The organism is Perlucidibaca aquatica, from assembly GCF_001676655.1.
GTDB lineage: Bacteria > Pseudomonadota > Gammaproteobacteria > Pseudomonadales > Moraxellaceae > Perlucidibaca > Perlucidibaca aquatica.
Genome location: NZ_LZDB01000002.1, coordinates 1147750 through 1163030, shown reverse-complemented (window position 1 = coordinate 1163030; position 15281 = coordinate 1147750). Strand labels below are relative to the sequence as shown.

Below are 15281 nucleotides of genomic sequence, written 5' to 3'. Positions count from 1 at the left end.
ACTTTCGTATTGCAGTATCCATGCTTAAAACATAAGCAGATACGACATGGAAGCAATCCCCAGACTACGCAAGCCCGCTCAAGCTCGCACACAGGAGCGTGTTGCTCGTGCCTTGCAAACCGCAGAGCAGCTGTTATTAGCAGGTAATCCGGAGGAGGTTTCTATTCCGGATATTGCGGAGGCTTCTGGTGTTCCCCGAGCCAGCCTGTACCAATTCTATGCCAATAAACATCAACTCTTTGCCGCCATTGCAGAGCAGCATTTAAGTCGAGTCGCCGAAGAAGTTAAACATGGCGGTTCGGCATTAAAGGGTTTTCATTGGCGTCAAATTACGTTTCTGCTCGTGCAGGCAGCGTCTCAGTATTACAACCGAAATCCTGTGGCGGGCATCCTGATTTTAGGCTGGCCTATGAGTCGTGAAACCTACTTGGCTCAAGAAGTGACCATTGAAAATATTGGCGATGAGTTGCGTGTAATATATGCCACAGCAAGCCCGCCCGTGGCTTTAACAGCCGCTCCCGATGTGGGCACTATTATCACCGAGCTGGCCTTCTCCTTGATGAAGTATGGCTATTATCGCCAAGGTGAAATATCCGAGGAAATTATTCAACAGGCATCTATCGCGGTGGTGGGTTATTTGCAGCAAGTTCTGCCGCCTGAGGTTGCGCAGTCTCAGCCCAGTGAGCAACAAGTTTCCGCTTTGCAGGCGCTGTTAGCTGCTTCAGCGCGTACTCCCGCTTAAGGGCATCACTACGCGACAAGCATCGGTCTGATCCCAATAGCGCGACGGGTGGATTGGCCTTAGTGAACTTCGCCCCTTTCCCGCTAAGGTGTTGTTGAAAACGGCGCTGAGGGTCTGTGCTGATGCCTGTGTACAAACGCCCATTTTGACAAGCCAATACATAGACATACCAAGTCACTTCTGCTGTTATAGCTGGCACTGTTTTTCTATCGTGTATCAATAAATCTGACAAAGTGAGCTGCCCATGAGTGCTGTGCAATTAAGTCGCGAAGGAGCTGTTTGGCTGCTTACCATGACGCAAGGCGACAACCGTTTCAATGATGCCTCGCTAGCCGAATGGCACCAAGCCCTCGATACCGTGGAAACGAGCGCTGGCCCTGCTGCGCTGGTCATTACGAGCGCCGACCCTAAGTTTTTCAGTAATGGTATTGATTTGGAAGGGATCTTTGCGAGTCATGGCCCTGAGTACCTACTGAATACCTTTGTGCCAAAACTTGATGCGTTCTTATTGCGTATGGCGAGGTTCCCGGTGCCGGTGGTCATGGCCATCAACGGTCACGCGTATGCGGGTGGCGCTCTATTAGCGGCCACAGGTGACTTTCGGGTGATGCGGGCTGATCGAGGGCGTTTCTGCTTCCCAGAAGTCGACATTAAGTTGCCCTTCACACCCATTATGGATGCCATTGTGAAGTTGCTGCCTAATGCGCAGTCGGCGTGGACCATGGCGGTTACGGCCGCGGCTTGGGGGGGCGAGGAGTGCCTTCAGCGAGGCGTTATTGATGCGGCAGTGTCCGAGTCTGAGGTGCTACCCAGCGCCATGGCAATGGCGCAGCAATTGGCTGGAAAAGATCGCGCCACCTATGCCGTGATAAAGCGCCGCTGGCGCTCCGCCTTTGAAGCCTTCGTTTAATCCCTCAATGATCTCCGCCAAAACGATCTAAGTTTTTGGCGGTGGGCATGAAGTACAGCAAGGGTAGGGCCAACACTAACGCCAAACTAAACTGCGAAAATAGGTGCTCGAACGCGATCATGGAGGCTTGTGCCGTCATTTGGGCGTCCAACAGTCGGTGCATGGTCTCGGGTATGTCGGCGTAATTAATGCCCTTACTGGCTAATAGTTGCTGCATTAGAAATTCATAGTCGCGAGTAGTTTGTGAGAACTCACTGACCGAAAGGCTAATGTCTGCTTTGAAAGTTGCTTGTAGATGGGTGAACTGCGTTGCGGCTGCAGCGATACCCACCGAACCACCGAGCTGACGGATGAGGGTATATAAGCCCGTTGCCCCAGCAATTTGCTCGGGCGCAATGCGCGCCATGGCCAGTGCATTCAGCGGAACGAAGAGCATGCCTAAACCAACACCACGCCAAATCAATGGCCAGAAGAAATCAGCATGGCCAGATTCCGTGGTAAAGGTTTGATGCTGGTACATGGAAATACCAAAAATCACGACGCCGAGAATGGCAATCCAGCGTAAATCGATCTGTAATTTGGTCAGGGTCTTGCCCATGACGGCCATGGTGACGCCACTGGAGATAGCGCCGGGCAGAATGACTAATCCGGTTTCCCAGGCGTTGTAATTCAATAGCGACTGCAAATATAAGGGCAGGTAAAAAATAGTACCGAAAAGCGCCATTCCCAACACAAAGGAGAAAATAAGGCTGGCACTGAATTGACGATCTTTTAACGGCGAAAAGTCGACCACAGGGTGGTCTGTATGCAGCTCATGCCAGATGAAGCCAACTAAAGAGAAAATCGTGAGTGCAGCGAGGCATTGAATCTCACCTGAATCAAACCACTGCTGGTGTTCACCGCGCTCAAGCATGATTTGCAAGGCGCCAATGCCCACAGCCAACAATAGAATGCCTACCCAATCAATGCGATGAATCGCCTGCTTAAAGCGGGAGTTGGGCAAGTAGTGGTTGGCGAGTAGTAGCGCAATAAGACCAAAGGGAAGATTGATGTAGAAAATCCATGGCCATGAACTGTGATAGGTAATGTAGCCACCCACGGTGGGGCCTAAGGTAGGGCCGACCATGATGCCAAGGCCAAAAATGGCCATGCCGGCACTCAGTTCCTTTGATGGAAAGGCTTCGTAAATACTGGCTTGCGCCGTGGCTATTAAGCCGCCACCCCCTAGTCCTTGCACAATGCGCCAAAAGACTAATGACTCTAAGGTGCTGGCATTACCGCAAAAAAACGAGGCCACAATAAACAGAATAATTGAGCCCATGAAGTAATTGCGGCGACCAAAATAGTTCGACAACCAGCCAGACAACGGCAACACAATCACATTCGCTACGATATAGCCGGTGGAAACCCAAGTGACTTCCTCAAGCGTAGCGCCCAAGTTGCCCATGATCTGAGAGATGGCAACATTCACGATCGAGGTGTCGAGTAGCTCCATCATGGCCGCAAGCGTGACCGTAAACGCAATCCAGTGACGGTTGCTGTATATCTGCTCTGGAGTGAATTCGCGCGCGCCGATCGCCATAGTCATTAAGACTTTTTAATCGTGACAACAGCACTCATGCCGGCTCTTAAGGCTAAGCCAGGGTGTTGCTTTGGCAATACGCTGACGCGAACCGGGATGCGTTGAACCACTTTGGTAAAATTCCCCGTGGCGTTATCGGGCGGCAGTAAGGTGAACTTTGCGCCCGTTGCAGGGCTAATGGACTCTACGGTGCCTTGCCAAACTGCATCCGGGTAGGCGTCGACGGTGAATTCTGCCGTGTTACCAATGGACACATCAGTCAATTCGGTCTCTTTTAAATTCGCCACCAGCCAAACACGGTCTTGCCCAACTAAGTTCATCATGGGTTGACCCGGCTGCATGAACTGCCCTGGCTCAATGGTTTTGCGACTAATTACCCCGTCAAAAGGCGCGACGATTCGGGTGTCAGCGAGTTGGTTGGCCGCTAAGTCGCGGCTGGCCTGAGCCGAGAGTAGCTTTGCATCGGCGCCACGTAATGAGGCGCGTGAAACACTCACTTGATCCAATGAGGCGGCAGCGCCTGCGCGTGTGGCCTGAAGTCGAGCTGCAGTCGTTTTCGCCAAAGTTTCGGCTTGATCGACGGCTTGTTGGCTAATCAAGCCTTGTTGCCATAGTGAACGCGCTCGCTCCCATTCACGATGAGCTTGCTCTTGCTCTGTTCGGACTTGGGCCATGACAGCTTGAGATTGTTGCGACTGAGCCGAAACACTGTGCAGCTGTGATAGCGCTTGGCCTTGCTGACCCGTTAGTGTCATCACAGATTTTAGCTCGGCCTCAGCTTGGGCCAGACGTGCTTTGGCATCACGATCGTCCAAGGTAACGAGTAAATCTCCTGTTTTCACCGGTTGATTTTCTCGCACAAGAATCCGTGTCACAAAGCCACTCATGCGCGATGAGATGGGGGCGATATCTGCACCAATTTGAGCATTGTCCGTTTCAACATAATGAGCATTGAACCATGTGGCATGACCTAGATAGCCCACTCCTAAAAGTAACACTGCCAACAAAAACAGACGTTGACGTACTTTGGAGGTTGGAGCGTTTTGGTCGGTCATATGGGGGCTTCCTCGTTCTCTCTCATAAAAAAACGGGGAGCCCATGGGCTCCCCGTTTTACGTAGCACTGAACGGATCTTAGCAGCTGGATCCCGCTAAACCCACCAGAATTGGCCCCAGCACGGGGAGTGCGCACAATGCTGAAGGGTCTGGAATGGGGAGGCCACCTGGGGAAGGTAAGCCGCCGGGAACAGGCAAGCCACCTGGGATTGGCAATGCAGGCGCTCCACCACTATCACCACCACAGGTGCCGCCGGCGCCATCAACAATCGCTGGGCCAAGCACTGGAATAGCACACAGAGCAGCAATGTCTGGTACGCCACTGCCACCACCGCCGCCGCCGCAACTTGCGCCTAGAGCTTCAGCTAGAGGAGCGCCGATGCCTGGCACGGCACAGAGCGTTGCGGGGTCTAGTTGCTCAGGAAGTGCAGGTGCGCCGCCACCACCACCACCACCGCCACCACACGTTGCACCTAATGCACTTGCCAATTGTGGGCCCAGGGTTGGAATAGCACACAGTTGGTCAGGACCGACCGGCAGTGGGCTGTCGCCGCCACTGCCACCGTCACCGCCGCCACAGCTTGCGCCGGCTGCGGAGGCTAGCTGCGGGCCAATACCCGGAATGGCACAGAATGCAGCTGGGTCAAGCATGTCCGTGGGGCTGCCGCCGCCACCGCCACCCGCGTCATCGCAGCTAGAGCCAGCAGCTGAAACGAGCGCTGGGCCTAATGTTGGAATGGCACAAAGGGCAGTTGGGTCAAGCAATGCAGATATTTGGTCTGGTACTGCAGGACCACTGGGTTCAGGCTCGTTTGCGGGAGGGGGTGTTGTGGGATTGGTATCGCCAACTTCATCGCTGGCACAGCCGGCGAGTAGGGCGCAGAACATCAAAACTGACAGTTTTTTACTAAACATGTGTGTTTTCCGTTTCTTTTTGTAATTGACGACGAAATTTAACACGCAAGTCTAATGGGTAAAATGGATTCGTTAATGGAGAGATAGGTTTTTCGTTGTAGTTTTGTTAATAGTGAGCCTCCCTTAGCGGGCTTTGGTAGTTGTATTTTTTACTAATCCTTACTGTCTGATCAAATTTAAAGCATTGATTTTAATTAAGTTAAGCTAAGATTAGCCGCTTTTAGGCGGTGTCGGTAATGAGGTTGTTAAAGTCCAAAGTCACACTGGCTGTTTGTGTCCTTTTGTTGCCCCTTCATGTGTTTGCATTCGGAAATCACCCTAAGCCAGATGGCATGACATTTCGGGAAGCAAAGCAGTTTTTGAAGCAGTCTGTACACCAACCTGGCGATCGAGATGAGTACTGTGGCTGCAAAATAACGGCGTCTGGAAAAAAATGGTTAGTGGATTGGGAGAGTTGTGGATACATCCCCCGAAAGAACGCTGAAAGAGCCAGCCGGATTGAATGGGAGCACGTCGTACCTGCGTCCGAGTTTGGGCAACAGCGTCAATGCTGGCAGCAAGGCGGGCGCAAAAATTGTAGTGCCAAGGACGCTATCTTTGCTGCGATGGAAGGCGATCCTCATAACCTGGTGCCCGTGGTGGGTGAGGTGAATGGCGATCGCGGCAATCTAAAGTATGGGATGTTGGCCAGAGAGCAGGGCGTGGGCTATGGACATTGTCCATCGCGAGTGGATTTTAAAACGAATGTGTTCATGCCAAACCCCAGCTTTCGTGGCAATGCGGCACGCACGTATTTTTACTTTAGACAGCGTTATGGCTTAACGCTGTCTAAACAGCGTGAGCAGCTCTTTGCGGCATGGTCACGCCAAGACCCGGTGGATGCGAAAGAGTGCATTCGCAATCGGGTCATTGCGAAAAAAACGGGTGTGAGTAACCCGTTTGTTGCCCAGCAATGTGATTCAGTACTTGCCGCAGTTCGTGTTGGCGCGCGCTAAATTAAGAGCGCGCTAGTCCAAGAGAAAATGAGCACGCGCAACGGCAACAGGCTTTTCGGGAGTGTCCTGCCAAACACTGACCTGAACATTGGCAATTTGTTGGCCATGCTTGGTCACGCTGCAACTGGCGAAGAGTTCGCGGGCAAGTCCGGGGCGCAAATAGTCAATGGAGAAATCGACTGTTCGTGGCACAGCATGGCTTTCCCGAATCCACAGCAAATGCATGATGGCGGCCATCTCCATAAAGCCGCCGATCAGGCCGCCATGCAATGCCGGCAGTTGGTCATTGCCAATATTGTCCTGTTGGAACGGTAAGAAAAAGCGCAAATCGCCGTCCATTACAGTGAGCTTCATGCCAATTAGGCGCGCGTATGGGGAGAAGTCCAGTAACGCCTCTGGGCTTAATTGAGTGCTTTGACTCATGGCGTGACTCCTTGTACAGCTTCCCCTTTAAAGCTTCGGCGTCGCATAAACGTAGCGACCCCGTAGGCTACGGGTTGAGTGTTACCTTCCTGATAAGCCGTTGCCCGCGTAAAGGCAATTTCCCGCCCCATGCGATAGCACTCAGCCGTGCAATAGACAGCAAGGCCCGGTGTGGCGGGCCGTAGATAATCAATCCGTAAATCCAGCGTGGGGTAGCCGCTAACCTCATCGAGTAACGAGAAGATGCTGAGTGCACTCGTGTTATCGATCAGGGTCGTAATCACCCCGCCATGCAGCACACCGGTTCGACTGTCGCCAACGAGCCGCTCCTGGTATGGCAGGCGAAGCGTAGCCCTGCCTCGTTCTCCTTGAACGAATTCGATTTGCAATACTCGACTGTGGGGGATATGGCAAAGCCAGTGGGCAATATCATTAAACAGTGCTGGGTTTTTAACCGGTAAAGGCAGACTCATGTGAACTCCGCTGCGGGCTGCCGAAAGTCAGGCTATTTTACCGCGACTCGGTACTCGCGTGATCAATTGGATTTCGACTAATCTTGAGTGAACGCTTTCATTTTCACATGAGTAAATCGATATGACCGTAGTCTTGCACCAGTGGGAGATTTCACCGTTTTGTCAAAAAGTGGCAAAAGCGTTGAGCTATAAGGGCATTGCATTTGAGGCGGTTAATTACAACGGCGCTCTGGCAGCGAAAGTGCAAGGGCTGAGCAAAGTCGGCAAAGTGCCGGTGTTGGATATTAATGGCTTACGCATTCAAGACAGTACGCGTATTGCGCGATATTTAGATGAAGCCTATCCAGATGCGCCGCGTCTTTACCCCGACAACGCACTGCTAAAGGCGCAAGTCGAGCTATGGGAAGACTGGTCTGATGAGCTGTTGTACTTTTACGAAGTGTATTTTCGCGTCAATGACCCGGTGGCTTTAAATGCGGCGGTAGATGTTGCGATGTTGGGCCGCCCCACCTACGAACGCATGGTGATGAAGCCGATGTTAAAAACAGCTCTGAAAGCGATGCTGTACTTTCAAGGCTTGGGCCGTGTGTCCAGCGAGGATGTAGAGGCTGAGTTTCACCGTCATTTGGCGCGCATCGAAGTCACTCTAGCCGCCACGGGCTGGTTAGTGGGTGAAAGCAGAACCATTGCGGATATCGCAGTGGCTACTCAGCTATCCGAGGTTATTCGAACCAGCCAGCGCATGGGGCCAACCATTTTGCAGCACCCACGTTTGGCTCAATGGCTTAAGGCCCAAGCTTAAAAACGATTCGTTTGTCATTAAATTGAAACAGTATTCTGGGTTGGTTTTGACTAGACTCAGTTCATTATGAATATCGAGTAGAAGCACCCATGGCCAAGTTTATTTCCGTTGCTCAGCTGAAAGGGGGAGCCGGAAAAAGTACGGTGGTGACCAATCTGGTTGCCGCTCTGTCGCAAGAGTTCCACACCGGATTAATTGATGCCGATATGCCGCAAGGCACTTCGGCACGCTGGGCTGCGATTCGTCAGACTCAACAAAGCAATACGCCAGCTTTTGAGGTCCTCACCGCGTCATCGGTTAATGAGTTGGCGTTGGCCGCAGAGCGCTTAGAGAGTGAATGCGATGTGGTGGTGATAGATCTACCGCCGCGCAGTCTTAAATACCTGCGTGAAGTCTTGCCTTACAGCGACTTGGTCGTCATGCCCCTAACGGCCTCAGCCGCTGATGTCTGGGCGACTGAGCAACTGATGGAGGCCATTCGCGAAGGAAAGCGCACCAGTAAACGCTTAAAAGCCCGGCTGGTCTGGAATCGCCTACGGACGAGTAAGGCAACAGAGCAGTTTTTAGCGGATACCGCTGGGCTATTGCGGGCAAAGGAATTGGAGTCCCGTTTAGGGCAACGCACAGCGTATGTAGAGGCATTAGGGCGTGGACTATCTGTACTCGAGTGGAGCGATGCAAAAGCTAGCGCAGAGTTCGCCATTTTTTACCAAGAGTTAAAGCAACAGCTAAAGCTCGACTGACCAGGAGTGCCGCGTTTGCCCATCACCGAGTTGACCCAGCGTATTGAGCGCGAGTTCATTATTGAAGTGGCGCCCGTGTATTTGGCTAAGGGCCGAATTCCGAAGCTAGAGCGCGTGCAGAGTTGGCGAACCCGGAGTTTATTGCCCTTATTAAATCGCTTACATGGCACCGTGACGGGCATGGTGCAGCAGCACATGCGGGTGGATGGTCATCGTTTAGTCTGGCTACAAGGCGGCAATCGAGACGGAGAGTCAGTCGTTCTCTTGCATGGCTTTGGCGCCAGCAAGGAAAACTGGTTGCCGCTTCTACCGTTCTTGGCAAAGCGTTACCAGGTGTTTGTCCTAGATCTGCCCGGTTGGGGGGAAAGCCAGTTTCATGCAGATGCGCGTTATGGCATGGATGAGCAAGTCAGTCGCGTGGCGACCTGGCTGGCCGCTGCGGTATCAGGGCCTGCGCATGTTGTCGGTAGCTCGATGGGTGGCGGGGTGAGTGGATTATTGGCTGGCCGCTATCCACATCTCGTGCGCTCGCTGACCCTCATGAATGCTGCTGGGGTAGCCGGCAAGGAGCACACGCCGTTTGAGCTGGGTTTGCTGCAAGGGCGCAATGGCTTGATTGCCCATAATCTTAAAGGCGTTTTTGATTTATTGAGGATGACCATGTCGAGTCGCTGGCTCGCGGCCCTCATGGCCCCTGCGATGTCTAGCGATTTAATTTCTCGACGACACGTGAATGAGCATTTGTTTCGCCAGCTGTTGGCGCTGAGCCCTGACCCAGAGCTGCCAGCGTTTTCCAGTGTGGTTGCTCCCACGCAGGTGATCTGGGGACGGGACGATAAGGTCTTGCATGTGAGCTGTAGCGATGTCTTTCAGCGACTGATACCCCATGCGAACGTGACCATTCTGAACGGCATTGGTCATTTACCCATGGTCGAAGTGCCGCGCGTAACGGCGCGAATTCTGCGGCAACATTGGCGACAAGCCACCTAAACAGGGAGTGGCTTGTCGCGATGCGGCATGAATGGCTTTAGAAGCGGAACTTGCCGGCCAAGATGTCGGCAAACATCGCATCGTCTAACGGGGCATACGCTGTAGTGCCTGGCAGCAACACATACACGGCCTCGCCGCTGCACTGGCTGGGGTCAAACCCTTCCTTTTTCAGACCAGCCTTTTGATATTTGAACGTGCCCGTGGTTTCCATGGCGGCTTTTACGCGCAGAAACACCGGTACGGCATAACCGGGCAATTCACGCTTCAGGTGCTGATACAGCCCTGCAAAATCCGTCGTCATGCCGGCGTGTGGCGTGATGGCAGCCATGCCTGCGCGTCCGTTGGTGTTAGGGATTTCCACGCCATAAACCACCGCCTCGGCGAGGTCAGGGTGGGCAGTCATGATGTTTTCGACTTCAGTGGTTGAAACGTTTTCACCCTTCCAGCGGAAAGTGTCGCCAGTACGATCAACGAACTGGGCATGACGGAAACCGATTTCACGCATGAGGTCGCCGGTGTTGAAGTACTTGTCACCGGCGGTGAAGACATCGGTGAAGATGCAGGAGCTGTTCTTGCCCTGATCGGTGTAGCCATCAAACGGTGTTTTATCCGTAATTTCACCGATCAGCAGGCCGATCTCACCGCGCTTCACTTTAATCATGCGGCCTTTTTTGTCGCGTACGGGCGCTTCGGCATCCTTATCGTATTTCACCAGTGCGTAGGGCATAGGCGAGAAACCGACGGTGTTGTCGAAGTTAAAGATGTTGGTAAAGCCCACATTGCCTTCCGACGAGGCGTAGAGCTCTGCGACTTCTTCGATGCCGAAGCGGTCCTTAAAGCCGCCCCAAATATTGGGACGCAAGCCGTTACCGACCATTTTGCGGACTTGATGCTGACGATCCGCGGCGCTGGCTGGACGCTCCAGCAGATAACGGCAGAGCTCGCCCACGTAGCCGATGGCGGTGGCATTGAATTTGCGGCAGTCATCCCAGAATTCGCTGGCCGAGAACTTACGACGTAATGCGATACCGGCATTGCCGGCCAACACGGAGCCCCAGCAAACCACCATGGCCGTGGCGTGATAGAAGGGCAGCGTTGCGTAGAGCACGTCGTCTTTGCCGAGGTTGAAGGTGAAGCCAAAGCCGCCGTATGCCTTCATCCAGCGGCCGTGATTGAACACGGCGGCTTTGGGCAGGCCGGTGGTGCCAGAGGTGTAGATATAGAACAGACCATCTTTGCGGAAGGTGTTTTTGGTGGTGGGCGGGTTGTAGCTAGGGCAGCCCTGCAGTTCGATAGCGAGATTGTGCCATTCGTTGGGTGCTGTACCGACTTCGGTGCGAGTGTCGGCATCGGCCAACCAGAAGCAATCTTTTGTATCGACGTCTAACGAGCCCTGAACATCAATCAGGTTTTGCACACATTCGGCACCGGCAATAATGCGTTTGGGTTTAACCAAGTTCACGCTGTGCGTGAGTACCTTGCCGGTTTGTGCCGTGTTTACCATGGCGCATACAACGCCGATTTTCGCCAAGCCAGCAACTGTAGCGAGCAGTTCTGGACGATTCTCGATCAGTACAATAACTACGTCGCCTTTTTGCAGGCCTTGGGCTAAGAAGTAGTGTGCAATGCGATTGGACCACTGATTGAGTTCAGCATAAGTCACTTTGCAGTCGCGGTAATAAATGGCAACGCCATGGGGGTTTTCCATGGTGGCTTTTTCAATGGCCCAAGCTAAACCCACGGTTTCTGTGTTGTCGGTGCTATTGGCCATCATCAGGCCTCGCACCATACGGGGTGCTTTTAGCGCGAGCGCAGGGATTTTTCGCAGAAAATCAAATGGGCTGATGACGTCTTGATGTTGAGCCATTGGGGCGTGTCCTCGGCAGACTTGGCGACCTGTCACAGCGGTCGCACAAACAAAAAAAAGAGCGCTTGTAGGCGCTCTGTTGCGTGTGGGTAACTTAACTGTGCAACACAAGTCTCGCAAGACTTGACAGGCGAGTGACGCGGGTCAAAGTCAGAATTAACGCTGACCCGCGTGGATCATTAGCGTTTTTTACTCGGCAAGGTGCCGTTGAGCTTACAAATGATGCCGAGCATGACCTCATCGGCGCCACCGCCGATGGAGGCGAGACGGCCATCGCGGTAGGCGCGAGCCAACGGATTATCCCAAGTGAAACCCTGGCCGCCCCAGTACTGCAGACAACTGTCGGTGACTTCGCGCATTAATCGGCCCGATTTTAATTTGGCCATAGACGCTAACATGGTGACATTCTCACCAGCCACATGTTGCTCACATACCGAGTGCACGAGACCGCGTAAGCATTCAATTTCCGTTTGTAGCTCCGCCAAACGGTAATGCACCACTTGTTGATCTAGCAGCGGCTTGCCGTAGATCATGCGCGAACGGGCATAGTCCGTGGTGAGTTCAATGCACTTCGTCAGCCCGCCTAGCGCGCTGGCCGCACAGAAAATACGTTCCTCTTGGAACTGCATCATCTGCATCATAAAGCCCATACCTTCGCCGCCAATCACATGGGTTTGAGGTACGCGCACGTCATCAAAAAATACTTGCGCCGTATCGGAACTACGCTGGCCGAGTTTGTTGATGGGCTTAGAGAACGAGATGCCCGGCGTTTTCGACGGCACGATGATCAGCGACTTATTGTTGTAGGGGCCTTCGTCGCTGGTGTTGGCCAGCAAGCAAAAAAAGTCGGCCTGTAAACTGTTGGTGATCCACATCTTCGAGCCGTTAATGACATAGTCATCGCCATCTTTAACGGCGCGCGTTTTGATGGCAGCCACGTCGGAGCCCGCGTGGACTTCACTCACCGCGATTGCAGCGACCATGTCGCCAGCAATGGCCGGGCGTAGAAATTTAGCGCGCAGTTCAGTCGAGCCAAAACGGGCAATGGCCGGGGTTGCCATGTCTGTTTGCACGCCAATGGCCATGGGAATGCCGCCACAACCAATGCGCCCTAATTCTTCGACCACCACCATGTTGTAGGAGTAGTCCAGACCCGAACCACCATCCTCAACGGGCTTACAGATACCGAGCAGGCCCAGATCACCCATCTTTTTAAATAAGGTGTGAGCGGGGAAGCGACCGGCTTCTTCCCACTCATCCACATGCGGATTGACATCGTTTTCAACAAACTGGCGGGCAGTGCGACGCAGTGCATCGTGTTCTTCGGTAAATCGCATGATAAAAGTCCTTAAAAAACGCCGGCTATTTATGCTTGAAGGCGCGGTCGGATTCGCGCTGACCGTAAAGTCACGCGTAACATAGACGGTGACGAACTTTTTTGCAAAAGCTCAAACGGATTATTTTGGAGGCACTGTGTTAGCTAACGTGAATATGCATTTACAACCCATTTTGACTCCTGGTGTGGACGCCTTGGCATGGGCAGCACCCCACCAAAGCAGTGTGCGTATTGCACTGCTTTCGGCGGGTGTTTTATTTATGACAGGCCTACTGACCGGACTTTGGAAGTACCTAGCGATTGCCAAAAGCCCGCAGGCGAGAGCGCCTTACTATGTAGACATTGCACACCGGGCATCCCTGCTCTATGCCTTTGCCGCTTTATTAATGGCCGCGATGGCTGTGCTGAGCCCGTGGTCGGTGTGTGTCACTTGGCTGGCCACCACCGGCCCCATCCTGTTCTTCTTTGCGGCCGTGTTTACCTACCTCATTCACGGCTGGCTCAATGACACCCGTAACCAGTTGGCAAAGCCGCATCGCCTCGGTCGCTTTACGCTGCCGGGCTGGCTGCTGCACGGTTTTATGGGTGTGTTGGCCGTAGTTGAAATTCTCGGCGCAGGGGTACTGGTGGCAGGGTTGTTTCAGCGACTGCTCTAGTGCTTCGTCTGGTCTGATCTGAAGATAGCTTAATCGCTATCCTTGAGCAGTGCGCGCTCGATACGGCGATCGGGGATCAGCCACATCAACGCCACTAAAACATAGATGCCTCCGGCAATCCATTCCTGGACAAAGGCGACAGGAATCGCGATCAGGTAGAGCAGTATCGATAGCTTGCCTTTGACATCCTTGCCGACGGCAGCGGCCAGTGTTGAGTTCCGGCCCTGAGACAAGATGATGATGCTTTCAAGGAGCCAGTAAGCGATGGCCGCCATCATCAGCGTGAAGCCGTAAAGTGCCGTCGGCGCGGCGGCAAAATGATTCTCACCCATCCAGCCGGTGGCAAACGGAATCAGCGACAGCCAGAACAGTAGGTGAAGATTCGCCCACAAAACGCCGCCGCTGACGTGCCGTGTCGCGTGCAGCATGTGATGGTGATTGTTCCAGTAAATGCCGACATAGACGAAGCTCAGAACATAACTCAGCAGTACCGGGATCAGCGGTAGCAGTGCTGTCGGATCGGCGCCATGCGGTACTTTCAACTCCAGCACCATGATGGTGATGATGATGGCCAGAACCCCATCACTGAATGCTTCGAGACGTGTCTTGCCCATGATGACTTCCGTTCTATGTCTTAAGCGACCAGCGCATGTACTTCGATGCGATTGCGACCATTGGCCTTGGCCGCATACAGTGCCTCATCGGCATGTTGAATCAGTTGCTGAGAAGCCAGCAGCGGCATTTTGTCCTGACAGACTAGGCCGAAGCTAGCCGTGACCTGTAAGCGGGTTTGGTTGTCCGTTATCACGTCAGCAGCCGTAAGCTGCTGGCGGCAACGCTCAAGTACGATCAGGGCATCAGCCTGGCGCGTGTCGGGCAAAATCAGCATGAACTCTTCGCCGCCATAACGGCCCACATGGTCGCTTTCGCGCAGGGTCTCGCGGAGAACACGAGCTGCTATTTGCAGGACACGGTCGCCCATGGGGTGGCCCCAGGTATCGTTCACTTTTTTGAAGTGGTCGAGATCCAAAATAACAACGGAGAGCGGGATAGGCTTGCGCTGAATGCGGACAAGCTCTTGGTCTAACAAGTCTAGAATACTGCGGCGATTATGCAGGTTGGTTAGGGCATCGGTTCGACTCAATTGATGGATGCGTTCCTCGCGTACCCGCCACCAAGCCAGCATTTGATCGGCCATTAAGGTGAGGAAAGCCAAAAATGGCGCGGCAAAGAAAAGCGTACTGTTCATCCAGAACAAATCGCTGGCCTGATCAGTCGACACCATCCGCACCGGAGCATAAGGAATATAGCCAAAGACACTGGCATAGCTCAGCCCAACAATCGCGAATAATGCTGTGATGAAGGCCAGCCACACAGGGAGGCGATCATGCAAGATGAAGCCAAAAATAGGGCCGCCCAGCAGCACCACGCCAGCGCAGAACGACAGGGTGCCGATGGAGTAGCTCATCAACACTAAGCTCAGGGCATAGAACTGTAGTGTCACGTATTGATACAGCAGCAAATTGGGCCAGCGGCGACGCAATAACACGCCAACTAGGGCAAGGCCAATGCCAGCGAGAATCAGCCAGGCTTCCACGACCATGAAAAAATGCACGACATCGACATGAATCAAGGCGTCTCTATCGGTGCGATTCAGCACATACAGCGACCAGAGAATGTACTGAAAATACAACGGAATCAGCAGCGCGATCAGAACGAGCGATTTGTCTACGGCGCTCCACTCCAAGGCAGCAGCGAGGCGCAGACGCAGATTCCGGTTCAGCAGCATGAT

Annotated in this window: 16 protein-coding genes and 1 pseudogene; 7 read left to right on the top strand and 10 right to left on the bottom strand. The window is 53.4% G+C overall.

Translation table 11 applies throughout. From position 1 onward, the window contains the following. The first annotated feature begins 46 nt into the window (after positions 1-46). Positions 47-742 carry a TetR/AcrR family transcriptional regulator gene (locus A8710_RS12535; protein WP_068859913.1) on the top strand — a complete coding sequence of 232 codons (696 nt, stop codon included), beginning with the start codon at positions 47-49 and terminating at the stop codon, positions 740-742. 16 nt (positions 743-758) lie between these two features. Here A8710_RS12535 and A8710_RS12530 read toward each other — a convergent pair. Then, positions 759-920 (bottom strand): annotated as a pseudogene (locus A8710_RS12530) (GIY-YIG nuclease family protein); the annotation flags it as partial. Between the two features lie 66 nt (positions 921-986). On the opposite strand from A8710_RS12530, the gene A8710_RS09205 reads away from it, so the two are divergent. Continuing rightward, positions 987-1652, top strand: a complete 666-nt coding sequence (locus A8710_RS09205) for an enoyl-CoA hydratase/isomerase family protein (RefSeq protein ID WP_068859912.1) — start codon at positions 987-989, stop codon at positions 1650-1652. A gap of 4 nt (positions 1653-1656) precedes the next feature. Here the strand turns inward: A8710_RS09205 and A8710_RS09200 are convergent, their stop codons facing one another. The 3 genes from A8710_RS09200 to A8710_RS09190 all read right to left on the bottom strand — a co-directional run bounded on the left by A8710_RS09200 (position 1657) and on the right by A8710_RS09190 (position 5204). Next, on the bottom strand, positions 1657-3240 hold the full coding sequence (locus A8710_RS09200) for a DHA2 family efflux MFS transporter permease subunit (RefSeq protein WP_082968769.1): 1584 nt from the start codon (positions 3238-3240) through the stop codon (positions 1657-1659). After that, complete coding sequence (locus tag A8710_RS09195; protein WP_068859910.1) at positions 3240-4289, bottom strand: HlyD family secretion protein; 1050 nt, start codon at positions 4287-4289, stop codon at positions 3240-3242. Before A8710_RS09195 ends, A8710_RS09200 begins: the two co-directional genes overlap by 1 nt. A gap of 78 nt (positions 4290-4367) precedes the next feature. After that, positions 4368-5204, bottom strand: a complete 837-nt coding sequence (locus A8710_RS09190; protein WP_068859909.1) for a hypothetical protein — start codon at positions 5202-5204, stop codon at positions 4368-4370. A 242-nt stretch (positions 5205-5446) separates the two neighbouring features. Here A8710_RS09190 and A8710_RS12105 point away from each other — a divergent pair, with 242 nt between their 5' ends. Next, positions 5447-6199 carry an endonuclease gene (locus A8710_RS12105; protein WP_227513006.1) on the top strand — a complete coding sequence of 251 codons (753 nt, stop codon included), beginning with the start codon at positions 5447-5449 and terminating at the stop codon, positions 6197-6199. Positions 6200-6211: 12 nt separating this feature from the next. Here the strand turns inward: A8710_RS12105 and A8710_RS09180 are convergent, their stop codons facing one another. Then, the gene (locus A8710_RS09180; RefSeq protein ID WP_068859905.1) at positions 6212-6622 is read right to left on the bottom strand and encodes a PaaI family thioesterase; all 411 of its coding nucleotides are present in this window, start codon (positions 6620-6622) and stop codon (positions 6212-6214) included. Further along, on the bottom strand, positions 6619-7095 hold the full coding sequence (locus A8710_RS09175; RefSeq protein ID WP_068859903.1) for a PaaI family thioesterase: 477 nt from the start codon (positions 7093-7095) through the stop codon (positions 6619-6621). Before A8710_RS09175 ends, A8710_RS09180 begins: the two co-directional genes overlap by 4 nt. A gap of 121 nt (positions 7096-7216) precedes the next feature. Here A8710_RS09175 and A8710_RS09170 point away from each other — a divergent pair, with 121 nt between their 5' ends. The 3 genes from A8710_RS09170 (at position 7217) to A8710_RS09160 (ending at position 9630) form a co-directional block, all read left to right on the top strand. Then, positions 7217-7897 carry a glutathione S-transferase family protein gene (locus A8710_RS09170; protein WP_068859901.1) on the top strand — a complete coding sequence of 227 codons (681 nt, stop codon included), beginning with the start codon at positions 7217-7219 and terminating at the stop codon, positions 7895-7897. Positions 7898-7986: 89 nt separating this feature from the next. Further along, positions 7987-8640 carry a ParA family protein gene (locus tag A8710_RS09165; RefSeq protein ID WP_068859899.1) on the top strand — a complete coding sequence of 218 codons (654 nt, stop codon included), beginning with the start codon at positions 7987-7989 and terminating at the stop codon, positions 8638-8640. 15 nt (positions 8641-8655) lie between these two features. After that, positions 8656-9630 carry an alpha/beta fold hydrolase gene (locus tag A8710_RS09160; RefSeq protein WP_068859897.1) on the top strand — a complete coding sequence of 325 codons (975 nt, stop codon included), beginning with the start codon at positions 8656-8658 and terminating at the stop codon, positions 9628-9630. Between the two features lie 37 nt (positions 9631-9667). Here the strand turns inward: A8710_RS09160 and A8710_RS09155 are convergent, their stop codons facing one another. Together A8710_RS09155 and A8710_RS09150 are read right to left on the bottom strand one after the other, a co-directional pair. Next, the gene (locus A8710_RS09155; RefSeq protein ID WP_068859895.1) at positions 9668-11497 is read right to left on the bottom strand and encodes a long-chain-acyl-CoA synthetase; all 1830 of its coding nucleotides are present in this window, start codon (positions 11495-11497) and stop codon (positions 9668-9670) included. Positions 11498-11676: 179 nt separating this feature from the next. Continuing rightward, a complete protein-coding gene (locus A8710_RS09150) occupies positions 11677-12834 on the bottom strand; it encodes an acyl-CoA dehydrogenase family protein (protein WP_068859893.1) in 1158 nt (385 codons plus the stop codon). A gap of 154 nt (positions 12835-12988) precedes the next feature. On the opposite strand from A8710_RS09150, the gene A8710_RS09145 reads away from it, so the two are divergent. Further along, positions 12989-13489: a hypothetical protein gene (locus tag A8710_RS09145; protein WP_264753539.1), complete on the top strand. Its 501-nt coding sequence runs from the start codon at positions 12989-12991 to the stop codon at positions 13487-13489. Between the two features lie 29 nt (positions 13490-13518). Here the strand turns inward: A8710_RS09145 and A8710_RS09140 are convergent, their stop codons facing one another. Together A8710_RS09140 and A8710_RS09135 are read right to left on the bottom strand one after the other, a co-directional pair. Then, complete coding sequence (locus A8710_RS09140) at positions 13519-14103, bottom strand: TMEM175 family protein (protein WP_068859891.1); 585 nt, start codon at positions 14101-14103, stop codon at positions 13519-13521. 20 nt (positions 14104-14123) lie between these two features. Then, positions 14124-15278 carry a GGDEF domain-containing protein gene (locus tag A8710_RS09135; RefSeq protein ID WP_068859889.1) on the bottom strand — a complete coding sequence of 385 codons (1155 nt, stop codon included), beginning with the start codon at positions 15276-15278 and terminating at the stop codon, positions 14124-14126. Between the last annotated feature and the right edge of the window lie 3 nt (positions 15279-15281).